This window comes from Staphylococcus sp. GDY8P198P, from assembly GCF_017891615.1.
Taxonomy (GTDB): Bacteria; Bacillota; Bacilli; order Staphylococcales; family Staphylococcaceae; genus Staphylococcus; species Staphylococcus cohnii.
The window spans coordinates 32,833-54,996 of the sequence record NZ_JAESJQ010000016.1; the positions used below are offsets into that span (position 1 = coordinate 32,833).

General features: G+C 32.6%; 14 protein-coding genes. 1 reads left to right on the plus strand and 13 read right to left on the minus strand.

The genetic code is table 11. The annotated features are described in order from the left end of the window. Positions 1–80: 80 nt before the first annotated feature. From coaE to KA824_RS10535, 7 genes are all read right to left on the minus strand, one after another. Positions 81–707 carry a dephospho-CoA kinase gene (gene coaE / locus KA824_RS10505; RefSeq protein WP_181187747.1) on the minus strand — a complete coding sequence of 209 codons (627 nt, stop codon included), beginning with the start codon at positions 705–707 and terminating at the stop codon, positions 81–83. 15 nt (positions 708–722) lie between these two features. Next, complete coding sequence (mutM, locus tag KA824_RS10510; RefSeq protein ID WP_119535439.1) at positions 723–1,595, minus strand: bifunctional DNA-formamidopyrimidine glycosylase/DNA-(apurinic or apyrimidinic site) lyase; 873 nt, start codon at positions 1,593–1,595, stop codon at positions 723–725. A 15-nt stretch (positions 1,596–1,610) separates the two neighbouring features. Next, positions 1,611–4,241 (minus strand): DNA polymerase I, encoded by a 2,631-nt coding sequence (gene polA / locus KA824_RS10515; RefSeq protein ID WP_181187746.1) that lies wholly within the window; start codon positions 4,239–4,241, stop codon positions 1,611–1,613. Positions 4,242–4,602: 361 nt separating this feature from the next. Then, the gene (gene pnpS / locus KA824_RS10520; protein WP_107383773.1) at positions 4,603–6,291 is read right to left on the minus strand and encodes a two-component system histidine kinase PnpS; all 1,689 of its coding nucleotides are present in this window, start codon (positions 6,289–6,291) and stop codon (positions 4,603–4,605) included. Beyond that, complete coding sequence (locus KA824_RS10525; protein ID WP_019468628.1) at positions 6,291–7,001, minus strand: response regulator transcription factor; 711 nt, start codon at positions 6,999–7,001, stop codon at positions 6,291–6,293. The genes pnpS and KA824_RS10525 overlap by 1 nt, the downstream gene beginning before the upstream one ends. Before the next feature lie 420 nt (positions 7,002–7,421). Continuing rightward, positions 7,422–8,690 (minus strand): NADP-dependent isocitrate dehydrogenase, encoded by a 1,269-nt coding sequence (gene icd / locus KA824_RS10530; RefSeq protein WP_181187745.1) that lies wholly within the window; start codon positions 8,688–8,690, stop codon positions 7,422–7,424. 50 nt (positions 8,691–8,740) lie between these two features. Beyond that, the gene (locus KA824_RS10535) at positions 8,741–9,859 is read right to left on the minus strand and encodes a citrate synthase (RefSeq protein WP_019468626.1); all 1,119 of its coding nucleotides are present in this window, start codon (positions 9,857–9,859) and stop codon (positions 8,741–8,743) included. Between the two features lie 352 nt (positions 9,860–10,211). Here KA824_RS10535 and KA824_RS10540 point away from each other — a divergent pair, with 352 nt between their 5' ends. After that, positions 10,212–11,576 carry an amino acid permease gene (locus KA824_RS10540; RefSeq protein WP_181187744.1) on the plus strand — a complete coding sequence of 455 codons (1,365 nt, stop codon included), beginning with the start codon at positions 10,212–10,214 and terminating at the stop codon, positions 11,574–11,576. A gap of 880 nt (positions 11,577–12,456) precedes the next feature. Here KA824_RS10540 and pyk read toward each other — a convergent pair. The 6 genes from pyk to KA824_RS10570 all read right to left on the minus strand — a co-directional run bounded on the left by pyk (position 12,457) and on the right by KA824_RS10570 (position 22,153). After that, on the minus strand, positions 12,457–14,217 hold the full coding sequence (gene pyk / locus KA824_RS10545; RefSeq protein WP_181187743.1) for a pyruvate kinase: 1,761 nt from the start codon (positions 14,215–14,217) through the stop codon (positions 12,457–12,459). Positions 14,218–14,237: 20 nt separating this feature from the next. Then, on the minus strand, positions 14,238–15,206 hold the full coding sequence (pfkA, locus tag KA824_RS10550; RefSeq protein WP_019468622.1) for a 6-phosphofructokinase: 969 nt from the start codon (positions 15,204–15,206) through the stop codon (positions 14,238–14,240). Positions 15,207–15,599: 393 nt separating this feature from the next. Further along, positions 15,600–16,544, minus strand: a complete 945-nt coding sequence (locus KA824_RS10555; protein WP_107383778.1) for an acetyl-CoA carboxylase carboxyltransferase subunit alpha — start codon at positions 16,542–16,544, stop codon at positions 15,600–15,602. Further along, on the minus strand, positions 16,537–17,403 hold the full coding sequence (accD, locus tag KA824_RS10560; RefSeq protein WP_107383779.1) for an acetyl-CoA carboxylase, carboxyltransferase subunit beta: 867 nt from the start codon (positions 17,401–17,403) through the stop codon (positions 16,537–16,539). Before accD ends, KA824_RS10555 begins: the two co-directional genes overlap by 8 nt. A 75-nt stretch (positions 17,404–17,478) precedes the next feature. Then, the gene (gene ystJ / locus KA824_RS10565) at positions 17,479–18,711 is read right to left on the minus strand and encodes an NADP-dependent malic enzyme (RefSeq protein ID WP_107504887.1); all 1,233 of its coding nucleotides are present in this window, start codon (positions 18,709–18,711) and stop codon (positions 17,479–17,481) included. A 238-nt stretch (positions 18,712–18,949) separates the two neighbouring features. After that, positions 18,950–22,153, minus strand: coding sequence for a DNA polymerase III subunit alpha (locus tag KA824_RS10570; protein ID WP_181187742.1), 3,204 nt, complete (start codon positions 22,151–22,153; stop codon positions 18,950–18,952). Between the last annotated feature and the right edge of the window lie 11 nt (positions 22,154–22,164).

Here is a 22,164-nt window from a genome sequence, read left to right on the forward strand (position 1 = left end):
ATCCCTCCAAAGTTTTCATTTATTAAATGTCCACTTTGAAGGAATTAAGTGCGTATGTTTTTAATACACACATTTGATATTTATATTTCTTGCGAATGACCTGTTTCACTTTCAATATAGCCTTCATCGGTCAATAATTGTTCTAAATTTTGTTTTAAATCTAATTTAGAATCTCGATTATCGATGACATGGTCTGCCATTCTGCGTTTTTTGTCTATGGATATTTGACTATAAACCCGTGCCTTTGCATCCTCCATAGAAATATCATTGCGTTGCATTAATCTATCTATTTGTATACTTTCTGAAGTATAAACAAGCCATACTTCATCTACTGTATCTTGTAATTCATTTTCATAAAGTAACGGAATGTCCATAATTACATTATAGCCATCTTTTAAAAACGCTTCTTTTTCTTGTTCCATAATGTTTCTAACAATCGGATGGACGATTTCATTTAATTCTAATCTTTTTTCGGGGTAGTTGAAGACGATATCTCCTACATATCCACGGTCCATATTACCATCTTCATCAATTGATTCTTCTCCGAATGTTGCACGAACTTGCTCAAGTCCTTCAGAACCTTTTTCAACAGCTTTACGTGATGCAATATCTGCATCTACAATTTTAAAACCATGTGCTGTTAACAATTCTGAAACAGTTGATTTTCCTGATGCGATACCACCAGTTAATCCAATAACTTTAGGCATAATTTCACTCTTCCTTCATTTTTGACATACAGGACAGAAATGACTATTGCGTGTTGCAATAATTTGTGTCTCAATATCATTTCCGCACACTTTACATGTCTTTTGTTTATATACATTTAAATATTGTTGCATTGTACCAGTACTTCCATCCGCATGACGATAATCTGAAATACTGGTACCACCATATTTTATACCCGCTTCTAGTACTTCTCGAACATAATAAAATAATATTTCTTTTTCTTGATGATTTAAATCTTTAGATATACGTGCTGGGTGAATGCCAGCTCGAAACAATGCTTCACAAGCATAGATGTTACCACAACCTGAAATCACTCTATGATCTAATATCATTTGTTTGATTGGTTTGTTTAGATATAATTTTTTATCAAACCAAGACATATAATGTGGTAGTGCTTCTTGCTCAAAAGGTTCTGGTGCGATTTCTAAAAATGATGGATATCCTTCAAATGAAGCAACATTTCTAATCTCTCCAAATCTGCGAATATCTGAATAAACTAATAGTTTGTCATTATCTAATTTAAAAATAACATGCCAATGTTTACGATAATTAGGAGTACTGATGTCTTCTATATGATCTACAACAAAAAAACCACCAGCCATACCTAAATGACTAATAAGAATTCTTTGTGTTGAATTATTTTGAATATAAAAGACAATATACTTACTACGTCTTTCAATATTATTAATCGTGTAGCCCTCAGTAAACTTTTTGAATGTATCTAATGATAGACCTTTAATAATCGTTTCTTTTTGACTATTTTTTCCTTCTATCACTTTATCAGAGAAAATAACATCCTCAATTTTTTGCCCTTGTACAAAAGGTCTTATTCCTCTTGTAACATGTTCAACTTCAGGTAGTTCAGGCACTATATTCCCCTCTTTCTATTTCGCGTCATACCATGTTTGTCCATAACTAGATTCAACTTTCAATGGAACATCTAACTTCAATGCATTATCCATTATTTTTTCAATGAATTTTTCAAAGTCATCTACTTCTTCTTCTGGTAATTCAAAAATCAATTCATCGTGAACTTGTAATAATAGCTGAGCATGAAAATCTGTATGTTTAACCTCATTAGCAAAATGTACCATCGCAAGTTTGATAATATCTGCTGCGCTACCCTGTATAGGTGTGTTCATCGCTGTTCTTTCAGCAAAACCTCTTAAATTAAAGTTTCTACTAGTGATATCTGGAATATAGCGTCTTCTATGAAGTAGTGTTTCTACATAGCCTTGTGCTTTACAGTCTTTAACTATGTCTTCCATATATTGTTTGACGCCAGGGAAACTATCTAGATAATCATCTATGAATTTTTTAGCTTGTTTTCTAGTTATACCTAAACTTTGGCTTAAACCATAGTCACTTATACCATATACGATACCAAAATTCACGGCTTTTGCTTGTCTACGCATTAAACTATCTACATTTTCAGGATCTACATCAAATACTTTTACCGCTGTGGCTGTGTGGATATCTTCATCATTGATGAACGCTTGTTTCAAACTTTCATCTTGCGTTATATGTGCCAATACTCTTAATTCAATTTGTGAGTAATCGGCTGAAAATATAACATTATTTTTATCACTTGATTTAAATGCTTTTCTAATTTTTCGACCTTCTTCTAAACGTACTGGTATGTTTTGAAGATTTGGATCAATTGATGATAAACGTCCTGTTTGAGCCAATGTTTGATTGAAACGAGTATGAATACGATTATCTTCAGCAATCACTTTTTGTAACCCTTCAACATACGTAGATTGTAATTTCGCTAATTGCCTATATTCTAAAATATATTCTATGATTGGATGTTCCCCTTGCAACTGTTCTAACACATCAACTGCAGTAGAGTATCCTGTCTTAGTCTTTTTAATCACAGGTAATTTTAATGTTTCAAATAATACGACACCTAATTGTTTTGGTGAGTTAATATTAAACTTTTCACCAGCAGCATCATAGATATTATCAATTAATACATCTAATTTGCTTTGAATTTCTGTTTCCATTTGTTGCAATTCACTGATTTCTGTATAAATTCCAGTTTCTTCCATTTCACTTAATATTTGTGCTAATGGTAATTCTAAATCATACAGTAAATCGGTTTGATTATATTCTTCCAATTGTTGTTGAATCTTTGGTTTAACTTGACTGATAGCATTGATAATAGAACCCACATAAGGATTTAATACATCATCTGTAGGTATCTGTTTTTTCTTGCCTTTTCCATATATCGTTACACTTGATTGGACATAATGTTGACCGTAGTTTGACACCACAGAATTCACGTCATCTATTGTGCGTGAAGGATCAATAATGTAACTTGCTAACATCACATCAAACACAATATGCTTAATACTAATACCGAGTCGATGTGCTACAATATAAGATTTTTTGGCATCATAAACGATCTTTTCAGTCTTATCGTCTTCAAGCCAAGCAATTAATGATTGATTCTGTGCTAATTGTTCTGCATTAACTACGATATAATGTTGGCCATCAAACAAGCCAAATTTCAAAATATTATCCTTTAAGTAGTTGGCACCATCCAATTCAAAATGGATGGTAGCTGCTTCTAATGAGTTGAAATCAATGTTTGTAAAATCGTCTTCTATTTCAATATCCATGTCTTGAACTTCAGATACATTATTTGAAGCATCCATCTGATCTAAGAGTTGATTGAATTCTAACTTTTTAAATAGTTCAATTTTATCCTCAGTTTCTGAATGATCCGGTAATTTTGTATCCTCTAACGATACATCAATCGGGCTATCACAATTGATTGTTGCTAATGTTTTACTCATTAAAGCATCATCTTTACTATTTTCAAGTTTTTCTTTCAATTTTTTTCCTGATACTTCATCTAGATGATCGTATACATTTTCAACAGTTGAAAATTGCTTCAATAGCTTAATTGCTGTTTTTTCTCCGACACCAGCTACTCCAGGAATATTATCTGAAGTGTCACCCATTAAACCTTTCATGTCGATAATTTGTTTCGGTGTTAGACCACTATACTTTTCAGCTATAAACGCTGGTGTATAATGATCGACGTCTGTAACACCTTTTTTAGTATAATAAATCGTTACATCATCTGTTGCTAATTGAGTTAAATCACGATCTCCTGTAATGATTATTGTTTGGAAGTTTTCCTGATTAGCTTGTTTACTTAATGTACCTATAATATCATCTGCTTCATAGTTTTCTAATTCGTAACGTTTGATACGATAAGCATCCAATAGTTGTCTCACGTATGGAAATTGCTCACTAAGTTCTGGAGGAGTGGATTGTCGTCCACCTTTATATTCACTATATTGCGCGTGCCTAAATGTTGTTTTCCCAGCATCAAAAGCGACTAAAAAATGTGTGGGCTGTTCTTCTTTAATTATCTTTTCCAACAACATTGCAAAACCATAAACGGCGTTCGTATGAATACCAGCTTTATTTTGTAATAATGGTAACGCATAAAAAGCTCTAAAGCTCAAACTGTTTCCATCTATTAAAATTAATTTGTTCAATATTTTAACCTCCAACACATATTTACTTTTCATTTTATCATAAATTATAGGACAATCCGTATTCAATCGATGAGGTTGCGTCAAATTGAGCATCTCAGTTAATCACCATTATATTGTTAGTTACTGATAAAGGCCTACTTTTTAATTTTATGTACTTGTACGACTGATGCAAGCGTATGCATTTCAGCTCAATTAATGCTCTATCCTATTATTCATCCCTGTGCATCTTTACACATGCACAAGACAACACAAGCATCATCAAATTGATTAAATATCTATTTCTATCGTATTTTACATTAACAAAATAAAACAATCGATTTAACCTTGACCATTTATGGTTAAATCGATTGTAGTTATTATTTTATTCAAAAAATGTGACTCTAAAGGTAGATCCTTTTTCCGGCTCACTAAACACATTAATTCTACCTTGATGCGCTTCCATAATATGTTTCGTAATAGATAAACCTAAACCAGTACCTCCAGAATCTCTACTACGTGCTTTATCTACACGATAAAAGCGTTCAAATATATGTTTTTGATCTTGCTGGCTAATGCCAATACCAAAATCTTGAACTTCAAGCATGCGCTTATTACCTTCTTTGAAAACGCGCACGATGACTTCTCCAGATACTTTAGAATAACTTATCGCGTTCGAAAGTAAATTAAGTGCAACTTGCGAAACTTTATCTTTATTCGCTTCAATAATAATATCTGGTTCAATTTCATTAACGATTGTTATATTTTTACTTTCTGCGATATTTTGCATATGCCTCATTGTTGATTCAGCAATTTCAGACAAACTTGTTGGCTCTGTTTCCAATTGCGTTTGTTGTTCAACATGAGATAAATCTAACAAGTCATATACTAATGTTTCAATACGATTTGATTCTTTAGAAATAATTTTTAAAAAGTCATTTAATGTTTGCTCATCATCTTTTGCACCATCTAACAGTGTTTCAGCAAAACCTTTTATAGATGTGATTGGTGTTTTCAATTCATGAGATACATTAGCCACAAATTCACGTCTTAAATTTTCCAACTTTTTCAAATTCGTAATATCATGTAGTACAACAACCATACCGTAAAGATTCTTTTTATTTTTAGATAAAATTGGAATACATGCTGTGTCAAAATATTTTTGATGGACTTGGTCAATCGTCAACTCGATTTGATCATATGTTGGTTTTTCAACTTTAAATGCTGCAGCGATTAACTTTTGTATCTCTGGATCTATAAAATCAATATAACTTTTATGTTCTACAACATTGTCTGGACTAAACACATCGTAATATGATTTATTTGCAATTACAATTTCTCCATATTTATCAATCATTAAAATTGAACTAGGTATATTTTCTATCGTTGTTTTCAAGCGATTAGATTGCAACTTTTGCTTATGATTTAAGCGTTGTAATCTTCTGGCTAGCTCATTAGTAGTGACGAATAGTTCCCTTGTTTCTTTTACATTACTTTCTGGAACTCTTACATGATAATAACCTTCAGCTAAAAGATTGGTAGCATATGTCACTTCATTAATGGGTCTAATGTATGTTCTATTAATGCTTCTGACGACAAAGAAAATAATAACCAAAACAAATAATCCAATTAAGCCAACATATTTCCATATACCTATTTGTAATTCGAGGATTTGATTATTAATACCACTGATAATCACATCTTTATCTCTTATCGATGTTTTAAAAGTGTATCTCCGATCATCCCCAAATTTATCGTAAATTATTTTAGAAGGATTCGCTTCATTATTAATGTCGTCGTTAAATTGGGTTCTTTCTTTTGTGGAAAACACTTCATCGTTATCTTTCGTGAGTATAAATGTAAAATTTTCGTTTTTTGCAATATCTTTGATTTCATCTGTTTTATCATGATTATATAAACTGACTAAATGTTGTGCTTGATGCTCTAAATCACCTTGTTGGCTTGAAATGACAGTATTATAAATGACATGTGTAATTATTGCACCTAATGCAACAAAACTGATGATAACGATGGTACATAATAAAAATAAGAGTCTTTGATGAAACTTTAGCATTAGACTTTAGGTCTTTCCAATTTATAACCTAAACCTCTAACTGTTTTTATCAATTTAGGTTGTTTTGGATTCTCTTCTAATTTATCTCTTAAATGACTTATATGTACATCCACAATTCTTGAATCACCTGCAAATTCATAATTCCAAACAGAATTTAACATATGTTCTCGCGTGATTACTCTGCCTTGTCTTTCAATAAGGTAAAGTAACAGTTCAAACTCTTTAGGTGTGAGTTCTAATAATTCATCTTCGCGATAAACTTCAAAATATTCTGGTCTAATTCTTATAGAACCAATTAAAATATCATCCTCATCATTTTCAACTGGTACTGCTTCATTGATCATTGCAGAGCGTCTTAAAATAGCTTTAACTCTTGCAACAACCTCTCTCGGTGAAAACGGTTTAGTCATATAATCGTCTGCACCAAGCTCTAAACCTAACACACGATCAAATTCATCATCTTTAGCAGTTAACATCAAAATTGGTACTAAATTTTTATCAGATCGAATTGTTTTACAAACTTCGATACCATCTTTTTTAGGAAGCATAACATCTAATACAACCAATTCCGGATTTACAGTATTCACTTTTTCTAATGCTTCTTCACCATCATAGGCAACATCCACTATGTATCCAGCTTGCTCTAAATTATATTTTAACAAGGTTACAATTGATTGCTCATCATCTACTACAAGTACTTTTTGTGACATAGTATACCTCCAATTTTATGATTACAAATTAATTATAACGTAAATTTTAATAAAAATAACATACTTAAAAGTTTTTTTACATAAACTTAATAAATAGAAAATAATTAGTTATTTGTAAAGAATGAACAAAGAATTTGTATCGTCTTCTTAAACAATTCTTCAATGAATCTATCTCCAGCATTTCAAATAAATAATATTGTTTATGTTAATACTAACTTAACATTAACTTTATATTAAAACTAATAATTGTTTCAATTTAACCATATTAAGGCCAAGCGTTACTAGTTAGTAACGTGAATTCAAGCAAAATAAAAAAGAGCGAGATAGAAATCATTATAAAAGTGATTTCTTATTCTCGCTCTTAAGTAAAATGATGCATCTTCATTTGAAAAATGCTTCGTTATACTATTTGTTGTTAATTTATTTAATATTTTTGATTAATTCATCAGCGAATTCAGAAGTAGATACTTCTTTTGCACCGTCCATTAAACGTGCAAAGTCATAAGTAACAACTTTTGAAGCAATTGTTTTTTCAATAGACTCAGTAATCTTATCAGCAGCTTCTTGCCAACCTAAGTGTTCAAGCATTAATGAAGCACTTAAAATTTCAGAAGATGGGTTAACTTTATTTAAACCAGCATATTTTGGAGCAGTACCGTGCGTTGCTTCAAATATCGCATGGCCTGTTTCATAGTTAATATTTGCTCCTGGTGCAATTCCAATGCCGCCAACTTGTGCTGCTAAGGCGTCTGACACATAGTCACCATTAAGATTCATCGTAGCAACAACATCGTGATCTGCAGGGCGTGTCAATATTTGTTGTAAGAAAATGTCTGCAATAGAATCTTTAATAATAATTTTACCGTCTTTTTCAGCTTGGTCTTGAATTTCATTTGCTTTTTCTTTACCGTCTTTTTCAACAATTTCGTCATATTGTTGCCAAGTAAATACTTTATCACCAAATTCATTATGTGCTAAATCATAACCCCATTGTTTGAAAGCACCCTCTGTAAATTTCATGATATTACCTTTATGAACTAAAGTTACAGATTTACGATTATTATCTAGAGCATATTGAATTGCTGCGCGTACTAAACGCTCTGTGCCTTCTTTAGATACTGGTTTTACACCAATTCCTGATGTTTCAGGGAATCTGATATTTTTAGCGCCCATTTCATCTTGTAAGAATTCAATTAATTTTTTAACTTCTGGAGTACCTTCTTTAAACTCAATACCAGCATAGATATCTTCTGTGTTTTCACGGAAAATAACCATATCAGTATCTTCCGGACGTTTAACTGGTGATGGAACGCCTTGGAACCAACGAACTGGTCTTAAACAAGTAAACAAATCAAGTTCTTGACGTAGTGCAACGTTTAATGAACGAATACCCCCACCGATTGGTGTAGTTAGTGGTCCTTTAATTGCGATTAAATATTCATTAATTGTATCTAAAGTTTCTTGCGGTAACCATTCGCCTGTTTCATCATAAGCTTTTTGACCAGCAAGTACTTCTTTCCATTCAATTTTCTTTTCACCATTATAAGCTTGTTCTACAGCTGCGTCGATGACTCTGCTAGCAGCTGACCAAATATCTGGACCGATACCGTCACCAATAATATAAGGAATGATAGGGTTATTTGGTACAGTTAACCCTTCTGCTGATTTTACTACTTTTTCTCCTGCCATGTAAAAATACCTCCGTCATTTGTAATATTTTTCAAAATGCTAATTCGTAATTATCTTTCTTCAATTGGTTCATATGTTCTATTAGTTTCACCAATATATTGTGCTCTTGGACGCATAATTCTATTGTCTCTGTATTGTTCAAGAATATGTGCAATCCAACCTGAAGTTCTGCTAACTGCAAAAATAGGTGTGAATAAATCATGTTCAATATTCATACTGTGATATACAGTTGCACTATAGAAGTCCACATTGGCGATAAGGCCTTTTTCTTCTTTCATTTTATCAGCTATTTTTACAGATATATCAAATAACTGACTTTGACCTGTTTCTGATGTGATTTTTCTACTCATCTCTTTCAGGAATTTCGCTCTTGGATCACCATTTTTATATACACGGTGACCGAATCCCATTATTTTTTCTTTATTTTTAATTTTATTATCGATGTATTCGTCTACATCATCAATAGATTTAACTTCTGATAGCATGCTCATCACACGTTCATTTGCCCCACCGTGTAATGGACCTTTTAAAGATCCGACAGCTGCTACAATACCTGAATACATATCTGATAATGAGGACACTGCACATCTAGCAGTAAAGGTAGACGCATTCAACTCGTGATCTGCATGTAGTACCAATGCTTTATTAAATGCTTCAACTTCTATATCTGTTGGCAATTCACCACGTAACATATATAAGAAGTTCCCGGCATAATTTAAATCACTATTAGGTTTGACAGGTTCTTTACCTTCTCTAACTCTAGCATACGCTGTAACAAGTGAGGCGATTTTAGCTTGGATACGCACTGCACGTTCCATTGTTTGATCTTCACTTTCATCCTCAGCATGTTCATCAAAGTGTGCAACGTAAGACACTGATGTTCTTAGCGCTGTCATTGGATGTACATTACTAGTAGCATATTCTTTAAAATGATTATACACTCTAGGATTTAATGTCATATACTTAAAGAGTTTTTCTTTAAATGTTTGTAGTTCTTCTTTATTAGGTAATCTGTAATGCCATAATAAAAAGACAACTTCTTCAAATTCAGCATTTTCGGCTAAATCATCAATTTCATAGCCAGCATATGTAAGTTGACTATCAATGATTGAGCTCACTTTTGTTTCTGCTGCAATTACCCCTTCTAAACCTTTTTGTAACTCTGCCATATATATTCCCCTTTTCTATTTCATAATGAAACGGCTTTCATAAACTATTATAGCCAATATTTACGTTTTTGTGAATATTTCCGTTTAAAGTCCTGATTAATCATTAAGAAACGATAATTTGTTTATATGCCCATAAACACGTCATAATTAATGAACGTTGTTATATCATCATTCTAATATGTAATTACCCTTTCTTCAATTTATCAAAGTTTTTAATTGGTTATCATGATTAATAACAAATTATTAATATAATATTACACTGACTTTTTTGAGATACAACTATAAAAAAGTATTGTTTTATTTTAGATTGCGTATCATAATAATAAATAACTTAATAAAGGAGTTAAAACTTATGGCAAAACAACAGCTACAAAGAGAACTCAGCAATAGACATATACAGTTAATTGCAATTGGAGGCGCAATCGGTACAGGACTTTTCTTAGGTGCCGGTCAAACCATAGCATTAACAGGTCCTTCTATTTTACTTACATATATCATTATAGGATTTATGTTGTTTATGTTTATGCGTGGCTTAGGAGAAATTCTTGTAACAAATACAGATTTTAAATCCTTTGCTGATGTGACAAATCAATATATAGGTTCATTTGCTGGGTTTGTTACCGGATGGACGTATTGGTTGTGCTGGATTATCACAGGTATGGCCGAGGTAACAGCAGTTGCAAAATATGTTAGTTTCTGGTTTCCACATATACCTAATTGGATAAGTGCTCTATTTTGTGTATTAATTTTAATGTCATTAAATTTACTGAGTGCTAAACTTTTCGGTGAACTAGAGTTCTGGTTCTCAATCATTAAAGTAGTTACAATCTTGGCACTTATCGTCGTTGGTGTGGTAATGATTATCATGGCATACGACACACAATTTGGACATACTTCATTAACCAATTTATATCAACATGGTATTTTTCCTAAAGGAATTAATGGATTTTTAATGTCATTCCAAATGGCACTCTTTTCTTTTGTAGGAATTGAATTAATCGGAGTAACGGCTGGTGAAACAAAAGATCCAACTAAAACCATTCCAAAAGCAATCAATAGTGTTCCGATTAGAATCTTAATCTTTTATGTCGGTGCATTGACTGTAATTATGTCCATCATCCCTTGGAACAATATTAATCCTGAAGAAAGTCCTTTTGTCAGATTATTTGCTTTAATCGGTATTCCATTTGCAGCAGGAATCATTAACTTTGTAGTATTAACAGCTGCTGCTTCTTCTTGTAATAGCGGTATATTTTCAAACAGTCGTATGTTATTTGGACTTTCAAATCAAAAGCAAGCACCGCCTATTTTTGAAAAAATAAACAAAAATGGAGTACCTCATATAGCTATCTTAGTATCATGTGCATTATTATTAATTTCAGCATTATTAAATTACATTATTCCAAATGCAACTTTAGTATTCACGTATATTACAACCGTTTCTACAGTGTTGTTTTTAGTCGTTTGGGCTCTAATCATAGTTGCTTATATTAATTATCATCACCAAAATCCAGAAATGCACAAAAATGCTACATATAAATTATTTGGTGGTAAATATATAGGATATATCATTTTGGCTTTCTTCTTTTTAGTGTTTTGCTTACTTTTTGTAAATGTAGAAACAAGAAGAGCAGTCTATTTAACACCTATTTGGTTTATCATCTTGAGTCTTATGTATCTAAGATACAAAAAAATCGCAAGTTCAGAAGTAAAATAACTGCATCATTAATCTTGCATAACGACTTTACTATTTCAACTAGTTGATACAAACGCCCAAGACATAAAAATAGTCTTGGGCTTTGCTTTATACAAAGTGAATGAAAGACAATCAATATGTTTTGTCTAGAACTATAATGTTTGTGTATTTTAATTTTCGTTGTATATATCATAACAAGATTGTTAAAATGTACATTCAATTTCGAGTTATTTATACGTTTTATACTCTCTCCATAAGCGCAATCTTTTTATGTAAGAAAGAACGGAAGTTTCCATTGGTAGTGTATGTTGAGTCATGTAATAATTTTTATACATAAGGCACTTCGTTAATTTAATTTAGTGGGATTTATTAAATTATACGAAAGGCCTTATTTTTTTGAATAACAAAATATAAATTGTACCGATTTTGTAATGTGCTGACGCCTGGAGAAATAATATGAGCGAGAGACTACAGGCTCGAGGCACATCCCCAGACAAGCATACACAATCAAAAGCGTAATATTTTAAATATAAGAATCATATGTATTCATATTAAGTTATATCTTTTGGTTAATTAAAAATATGACTTTCTATTAGTTGTATTAGTTAAATAATACGAAGCTTTTTTCTATTGTATTAAAACACATCACTTATAGAAATTTTGCATCGTGTGGACGCCCAGGGAATGATATGAATGAGAGACTACAGGCTCGAGCCATATCCCCAGGCAAGCATGCACGATCAAAATCGTAAGCTTTTAAATATAAAGAGGACCAATCCTTAGTATGGATTGGTCCTCTTATTTTGAGAATGAGGATTTATGTCCTAACCTCTCATTTTATTTATATCGTCATTTATGCTGCTTAATGCATGGATAAAGACTAATGGAAACGCCAATATGATTAAAGAACGTTCGCATATCCTTCGAATACTTTACCTTGATTTGCATCTACAGTAATCAAGATGTCATTTTGTATCTCTTTAGTCGCATTTTCAACACCTACAATTGTTGGAATACCTTTTTCTAGGCCTATAATTGCACTTGGTGACGTAATACCACTTTCTTCAGCAATTAAGCCACTTGCTTTTTCAATATAAGGGACGAGTGTTTCATCCACAGAAGTTGTTACAATGACCGTTTCACTTAAATCTTTGCCTTCAAGTTCACTCGCATCATTAACTACTAAAGTATTTCCAACTACTGAGTTTCTACCGATACCTTGACCTTTAGCTAACTCATCACCTACTAAATGTAATTTCATCATATTCGTAGTTCCTTTTTCACCAGTAGGTACGCCTGCTGTAATAATGATTAAATCACCATTTTGAACTTTTTCAGTTTCAACCGCTGTAGCGACTGCTGTGTTCAGCATAGCATCTGTTGTTTTACGTCCTTCTTTAACAACAGGATGTATACCCCAAACTAATGCACATTGACGCGCAGTTTCAGCATGAGGTGTAACTGCAATAATATCTGATTTAGGACGATATTTAGAAATTGTTCTAGCAGTTGACCCACTCTCAGTTGCTGCGACTATCGCTTTTACATTTAAATTTAAAGCAGTATGCGCTACTGAAACACCAATTGCATTAACTAATGAAGTTTGCACTAATTTAGTACGATCTGATAATAATCGTTTATAATCTTGTGCAGCTTCAGCTGAAATTGCAATATTACGCATTGTTTTAACTGCTTCTTCTGGATATAATCCAGCAGCAGTTTCGCCTGAAAGCATAACTGCGTCTGTACCGTCATAGATGGCATTCGCAACGTCACTTGCTTCAGCACGTGTCGCACGAGGGTTACGTTGCATTGAATCTAACATTTGCGTCGCTGTGATAACTGGTTTACCTAATTTATTACATTGTCTGATTAAATCTTTTTGCACCATTGGTACTGATTCAGGTGGTATTTCAACACCCATATCACCACGTGCAACCATTAAACCGTCTGAAACTTCAAGTATCTCTTTAATTTTATCTATACCTTCTTGATTTTCAATTTTAGGAATAATGTTAATGTTTGTATTTTTACCATCTTCAAGTAATCTACGAATATCTAATACATCACTTGGGCGACGAACAAAACTTGCAGCGATAAAGTCAATATTTTCACTTATACCGAATTTAATATCTTCAGCATCTTTATCTGTAATGCCAGGTAAACTTACTTTAACACCCGGTAAGTTTACACCTTTTTTATTTTTTAACTCTCCAGTATTTAAAACATCACAAACAACTTCACCGTTAGCTTTGTCTATTTGTTTTACTTGTAATTCAATAAGACCATCATCTAATAAAATATATGAACCTTCTTGAACATCATTTATTAGATTATCGTAAGTTACTGAGAATTTTTCTGGTGTACCTTCAACTTCAGTCATACTTACGATGACTTCCGTACCTTTTTCAAGTTCAATAGCACCATCTTTCATGTTGTGAGTACGGATTTCAGGACCTTTAGTATCTAATAATATAGCGACTGTTTTGCCCAATCTATGAGATACTTCACGAATTCTATCAATTCTAGCTTTATGTTCTGCATGATCACCATGTGAGAAATTCAATCTCGCAACATTCATTCCAGCCTTAATTAATTTCTCTAGCATTTCTTCAGACTCTGATGCAGGTCCTATTGTACAAACAATTTTAGTTTTTCTCATTATTAATGCCTCCCAGTATTTTATATCGATAATTCATTTGCTAAAGCAAAAGTTTCAAAATCAAATTTGTGTTCATTTGATCTGAATATTTCTTCAAATGATGTGTCTGTTAATTCATTGTTGCGGATACCAACACCAATTGCTGTTTTTCCTTCTAGCAATAAGTCTACAGCATGTCCACCTAATCGTGAAGCAAGTACTCTATCTGCGCCACTTGGACTGCCACCACGTTGGATATGGCCAAGTACAGATACACGCGCATCAACATTAATGTACTTTGTCAATTCTTTTGCGCAATCTTCTCCAGACATACAACCTTCTGCAACCATAACAATGGAATGTTTTTTTCCACGTCTTATCCCATTATCAATTTTCTCTGCTACATCTTTAATATCCGTTTCTACTTCTGGGACAATAATTGTTTCTGCCCCAACTGAAAGTCCAGCCCATAGAGCTAAGTCTCCACAATCACGACCCATAACTTCAATGATAAATGTTCTTGCGTGACTTGAGGCCGTATCACGAATTTTATCAACACAATCTATAATGGTATTTAAAGCAGTATCAAATCCTATTGTAAAATCTGAACCATTGATATCATTATCAATTGTACCTGGTACTCCTATCGTTTGAATTTCTTTACATTCTTCACTTATACGTTGAGCACCTCTATAGCTACCGTCTCCGCCGATAACTACTAGTCCTTCAATTCCTCTTTTACGTAAGTTATCTATAGCTTTTTTCCGAACTTCTGCTTCTTTAAATTCAGGACATCTCGCTGAATACAGAAAAGTTCCGCCACGTTGGATTGTATCACCAACAGAACCGAGCTCTAACTTCTCGATATCATCGTTTAATAATCCTTGATAGCCTTGGTAAACACCATAAACTTCAATATTATTATAAATCGCTTTTCTAACAACAGCTCTAATAGCCGCGTTCATGCCTGGTGAATCTCCACCGCTAGTCAACACTGCAATTTTTTTCATGACGACATACCTTTCTAACATATATTTCTTATTCTAAAAATACCATAAAATCATAGAAGGTGCCATTAAAATAAGGCTTAGTAACTCATGTAAACGTTTTTAATTATAGTAAAAAAACATTTTACAATACGAAAGCGTTTCCTTTTACTTTATCTCATATTGTCAAAACAACTATACTTTATCATACCTTTAACTTCACTTTATTAAACAGACATCTCAATTTTCCATTTTACATTGCTTTATTCAATAAAAATAAGAGCACTAATATGAAATCAAGTATTGAAAACCTGACTCCAATTTCATGCTCTTTGAAAACCTTAGACTATTAATGCTTCATAACTACTATGTGTACTAAAAAATGTTTTGTTGATGTAAACATTAAGTGCTTTTTAGTTATTCATTAAAAGATCCAATATTTCTAAATTTATCATAACGATCATCTATGATTTGCTGTTCATTAAATGCATTTAATTCACTCAAATGATTTAAAAATGCTTTTTTAATACTTTGTGCTTGCGTTTCAATATCATGATGAGCACCACCAAGTGGTTCTTTTAAAACCTCATCGGCAATTTTCAACTCATATAAATCTTCTGCCGTAATCTTCATTGTTTCGGCAGCTATTTGTGCTAAATTACTATCTTTCCATAGTAATGCAGATGCACCTTCTGGTGAAATAACAGAATAAGTACTATTTTCAAGCATTAATAAACGATTTGAAATACCGAGACCTAAAGCCCCACCGCTTCCGCCTTCACCTATTACAACTGCAATGACTGGCACTTTAAGTGCTGCCATTTCAATGAGATTTTTAGCTATAGACTCACTTTGACCACGTTCTTCTGCTGCTTTTCCTGGGTAAGCACCTTTTGTATCAATAAAAGTGAAAATAGGTCGGTTGAATTTTTCAGCTTGTTTCATTAAACGTAATGCTTTTCTATACCCCTCAGGGTGTGCCATACCAAAGTTACGATAAATATTATCTTTGGTATCTTTTCCCCGCTGTTGGCCAACTACTGTTACTGCTTGGCCATTTAAATATCCAATACCACCAATCATAGCTGGATCATCTCGAAAATTACGATCACCGTGTAACTCAATAAAGGAGTCAAAAATATGTGGTATATAATCTAATGATGTAGGTCTTTCTTGTAAGCGCGCTAATTGTACACGATCCCAAGGCTTTAAATGAGTATATACTTTTTTTGTTTCACGTTCTAAAGACGCCTCAAGCATATCAATTTCTTCCTGTAAGTCCACATCATTTTTTTCTTGTGATTCTTTCAACGATTCAATTTTATTTTTTATTTCAAAAAGTGGCTTTTCAAAGTCAAGCATTCGTTTTCACCTCTTGGTGCATTTTTAGAATATTAGAAAGTGTTACTTTCATTTCTTTTCTATGTACAACCTTATCTAGTTGTCCATGTTCTAATAAAAATTCAGCAGTTTGGAAGTCGTCAGGTAACTTTTCATTAATCGTTTGTTCGATTACACGTCTGCCAGCAAAACCAATGAGTGCTTTGGGTTCACTTAAATTAATATCACCAACTGAAGCAAAACTTGCCGATACGCCACCTGTTGTTGGGTTTGTAATATATGAAATATATAGCAATCCATGATCCATATGTCTTTTTAATGTAACACTTGTTTTACCCATCTGCATTAATGATATGATACCTTCTTGCATTCTAGCACCACCACTAGCAGAAAATAGGATGAATGGTAAACGGTGCTCAGTGCAGTGTTCTATAATTCTGCAAATCTTTTCACCAACAACTGATCCCATGCTCCCCATTCTAAATCGAGCATCCATCACAGCTACACCAAATTCAATGCCGTCTAAATACGCTGTACCAGTAACAACAGCTTCATTTAACTCTGTTTTTTGTTGGTCTTTTTGAATTTTTTCTTCATAACTTGGAAAATCCAATGGATTCGCAGAGGTCATTCCTTTGTCAAATTCTGTGAATGTACCTTCATCAGAAATGGCTTCAATTCTTTTATACGCTGTTAAAGCGATGTGATGATCACAATTGAAACATACGTTTAAATTTTCAGCTAATTCTTTGGTATACATAATCTTTTTACATTTCGGGCATTTCGTCATAATTCCCGCTGGAACATCACTTTGTTTTGAATCGGAAACAGTCACATACTTTTTCTTTTTACTACTTCTATTGAAAAAATCTTTAAACATTTTAAACCTCCACTTAACCATTACTGTCTTTCCAATATTATAAACTCAATATTTTGAGATCAGTATTCATGAATATTATTTATCTAAGTCTGTTAATTTCATTGTTTTATTATAAATTTCTTCTGGATCCATATCTGTTCTTGCTACCCCTGTTTCCATTGCTGCCTTTGCAACCTCTCTAGCAACAGAAGGTGCAACACGTTTATCAAATGGACCTGGAATACAGTAATCTGGATTTAATTCTTCCGGTTTAATTAAGTCTGCAATTGCTTCTACTGCAGCTTGTTTCATCTCTTCATTAATGTGTGTAGCTTCTACATCTAATGCACCTCTGAATATACCAGGAAATGCAAGTACGTTATTGATTTGATTTGGGTAATCAGAACGACCAGTTCCAATTACTTTAGCGCCTGCTTCTTTTGCTACATCAGGGTTGATTTCAGGGTTAGGATTCGCCATTGCAAATATAATTGGATCTTTAGCCATTGACTCAACCATTTCTTTTGTTAATAAATCAGCTACAGAAACACCAATAAATACGTCAGCATCTTTAATTACATCATTTAACGAACCTTCGACTCTATCTCTGTTTGTCCATTTAGCTACAAATGATTTTGTATCATTCATTCCATGGGAACGACCTTCATAAATTGCACCTTTGGAATCACACATAATCATATCTCTAACACCATATGAATACAGTAATTGAACAATTGCCATACCTGCTGCACCAGCTCCGTTAAGCACCACTTTTATATCCGATAATTCTTTATCTATAATGCGCAGCGCATTTATCATACCTGCAACTGTAACAATTGCTGTCCCATGTTGGTCATCATGAAAAACAGGTATTTTTGTTTCTTTTTTCAAACGCTCTTCTATTTCAAAACAACGTGGAGCAGAAATATCTTCAAGATTAATGCCGCCGTAGTTAGGTTCTAATAACTTCACTGTATTAACAATTTCATCTGTATCCGTAGTATTTAGTGCAATTGGTACACCATCTATACCTGAAAAACTTTTAAACAAAACTGCTTTACCTTCCATTACTGGAATACTAGCTTCTGGACCTATGTCACCTAATCCAAGTACAGCTGTACCATCTGTAACAACTGCGACTGTATTTGCTTTCATTGTATATTCAAATACTTTTCTAGGGTCTTCGTGTATTTCTTTACATGGCTCAGCTACACCAGGTGAATACGCTAAACTCAACTCTTCTTTATTGGTCACTTGAACTTTTGGTGTAACTTCTAATTTACCTTGATTTATTCTATGCATTTCTAGTGCGTCGTCTCTTAATGTCATGTAAACCTACCCCTTACATTCAATAATTTTAATCAGTCATATATATTTTTATTACAATCTAACATAAATTACAAATGTTATCGTTAGTATTAAATCCCAAGCATAAGTTGTATGTTAACTTTTGTAATAAAAACATATATTTTACATGAAGGATTGATGCCATCATTTAATATAAACTGATGGTAAGTTTCAACTTAACCATCAGTTTACTATATCATAGTTTATGGACTTGATAAAGTTAAATTATCCTTATATCCCACGGTGAAAACTTAGATATAAGCACTTCAATTTTTTCTTTTTCACGCGAGATAAAACCTATAATTTTAAATTGATTTTGTTTTTCTTGAAAATATTTCACTGGGATATCGTCTGCAGTTTCTTGTGAATTTAACCATTGTTTTATTTCCGATAAACTTTCAATATTTCTTATGATTACTTGTTTCGCATTTGCTAATTTATTGCTCTCAAATGACGCAACATTTTCTATTTGGTTAATAATAAGTTGCTTTTTATTATTTCTATTTTCAAATTTTCCTTTCACGATAAGCGTATCTGTACTGTTTAAATATACTTCAAATTTTTTATATGCGTCTGGGAACACCACACCATCTAAATTGTTAAGACCATCATTTAATGTAATAAATGCCATGTTTTGTCCATTTTTAGTACGAATACGTTTTAACTGGTCGATTTGAACAAAGATTGGTTGATTATCTCTGGCATTATTAAGTTTATAAATACCAAGATATTGTTTTTCTTCAAATGCTTTTTCTACAGGATGTGTAGATACATAAAACCCTAAATATTCTTTTTCATAATCACTTAACACTTGATCTGGTAGCTCTTCTTTTTCTTCATATGTTGTTTTAGGTGTCAACACATCGAAAATAAAACCATCTTGTTCAACATCGGAGACGTCATCTAACACTTGGTCAATAGACTGTAATAAAGTCGCTCTATTTTTACCAAATGTATCAAAAGCGCCGACTAATATTAATGCCTCAAGTAATTTCCTACTCTTTATTCTTTTAGGTATACGACGTGTAAAGTCAAAGAAATCTTTATATGCACCATTACTTTTTCTTTCATCTACAATGAGTTTAACACTTTGATAACCTATGCCTTTAATCGCACCTAAAGATAAATATATACCTTTATTACTTGCTTTATAAAACCAATGACTTTCATTAATATTAGGTGCTAATATATTTAATTGCTGATGTTTCGCTTCATCGATCATTTGTGCCGTCTTTTTTTCGCTACCAATTGAATTACTTAAAATATTGGCATAAAAATAATTAGCATAGTGCACTTTTAAATAACTCATAATATAAGCTATTTTGGAATAGCTCACTGCATGTGCACGTGCAAAGCCATAGTCTGCAAATTTTAAAATCAAATCAAAAATCTGCTTGCTTAATCGTTCATCATATCCGTTACTTAAAGCACCTTCCACAAAATGTTGTCGCTCACTCTCTAATACTGCACGATTTTTTTTACTCATAGCACGTCTTAATATATCTGCTTCACCATAACTAAAATGAGCAAACTTACTCGCGATTTGCATAATTTGTTCTTGATAAATAATTACACCGTAAGTAGTTTTTAATATGGGTTCTAAATCTTTATGCAAATATTGTACTTTTTCAGGGAAGTGTCTTCTTGTAATATAGGTTGGAATTTCTTCCATAGGTCCTGGTCTATACAAAGAAGTTACTGCCACAATATCTTCAAATTGTTCTGGCTGTAATTTTTTCAATACATTTCGTATGCCATCAGATTCTAATTGGAATACACCTGTTGTGTCACCCTGCGAGAGTAACTGAAATACTTTTGGATCATTAAAAGGAATGGATTCAATATCTATATCAATATTCATATCTCTTTTTACTTGTTTAACTATTTGATGAATAATGGATAAGTTTCGTAAACCTAGAAAATCAATTTTTAAAAGGCCAATACGTTCAGCTTCAGTCATGGTCCACTGCGTCAATAACCCCGTATCTCCTAAGGTTAATGGTGTATATTCATATAAAGGATGATCGTTTATAATGATCCCTGCTGCATGTGTTGACGTATGTCGTGGCAATCCTTCTAACTTTTTACAAATTTCAAACCAGCGTTCATGCCGATGATTTCTATGCACAAATTGTTTAAATTCAGTTTTCTCATATGCCTCATCTAATGTAATACCTAATTTATGAGGGATTAAAGATGAGATCTCATTTAATGTTATTTCATCAAAACCCATAATTCGACCTACATCTCTTGAAACTGCCCTCGCTAATAAATGACCAAACGTCACAATGCCAGCAACGTGGTTATCACCATATTTTTCTTGTACGTATCTAATCACTTTTTCTCTATGCGTATCTTCAAAATCGATATCAATATCTGGCATAGTAACACGTTCAGGATTTAAAAAGCGCTCAAATAACAAGTTATATTTAATGGGATCAATCGTCGTAATATCTAATAGATAACTAACTAAGGAGCCAGCAGATGAACCACGACCCGGACCGACTAATACATCATGAGTTTTGGCATAATGGATTAAATCACTAACAATTAAAAAATAATCTTCAAAACCCATGCGTGTAATAATCTCATATTCATGATTAAGCCTGTCATCGTATTTTTGTAATGATGCTTTAGGTAAATTTAGTTGTTTCAAATTTTGTTGGAGAATTTGATAAAGGTAATCTTTAGACGGTTGGTTATTCGGTGTCTTGAATTTAGGTAATAACGATTGATGATATTGTAGTTCAGCATTACAGATGGACGCGATGTAATTTGTATTTTGCCAAATTTGCTCATTTAAATTAAACGCATCCAAATCGGTCCGACTATACATATGTGCATTATAATTATGAACTTCTTTAACCAAATCTAATTTCTCATTATTTTTTATAGCAGCTAAAGCCGTTAAAGTATCCGCATCATCTTCATTTAAATAATTTGTACTTTGCGCCCATACAACAGGAAAATCTAATCGTTGTTGGCTATTGTGATTTACAAATATATCTTCTTTATCAGTGAAATTTTGTAATATACTTTGGTGTGCTTCCGTAACATTTTTAAATATGATAACCAAATGATCAATATATTTATTCAGCCACTCTATTGGCGTTTCAGTCTTCTCTTTCATTTTTATGGCAGAAGATAATTTAAATAAATCTTTTAGACCTTGATTATTTTTAGCAAGTACTATAGTTTCAATTGATGATAAACCATCTGTAAGATAAATCGTCATTCCAAATAAAGGATGGATATTTGCTGCAATACACGCGTCATAAAATTGAGGATAACCATATAAAACGTTTGTATCTGTAATTGCTAACGATGTATAACCTTCTTTCGTTGCTTTCGCAATGACATCTTTAATTTTAATACTTGAATTCAATAAGTCATACGATGTATGAACGTTTAAATGCGCAACCACCAGCAAATACC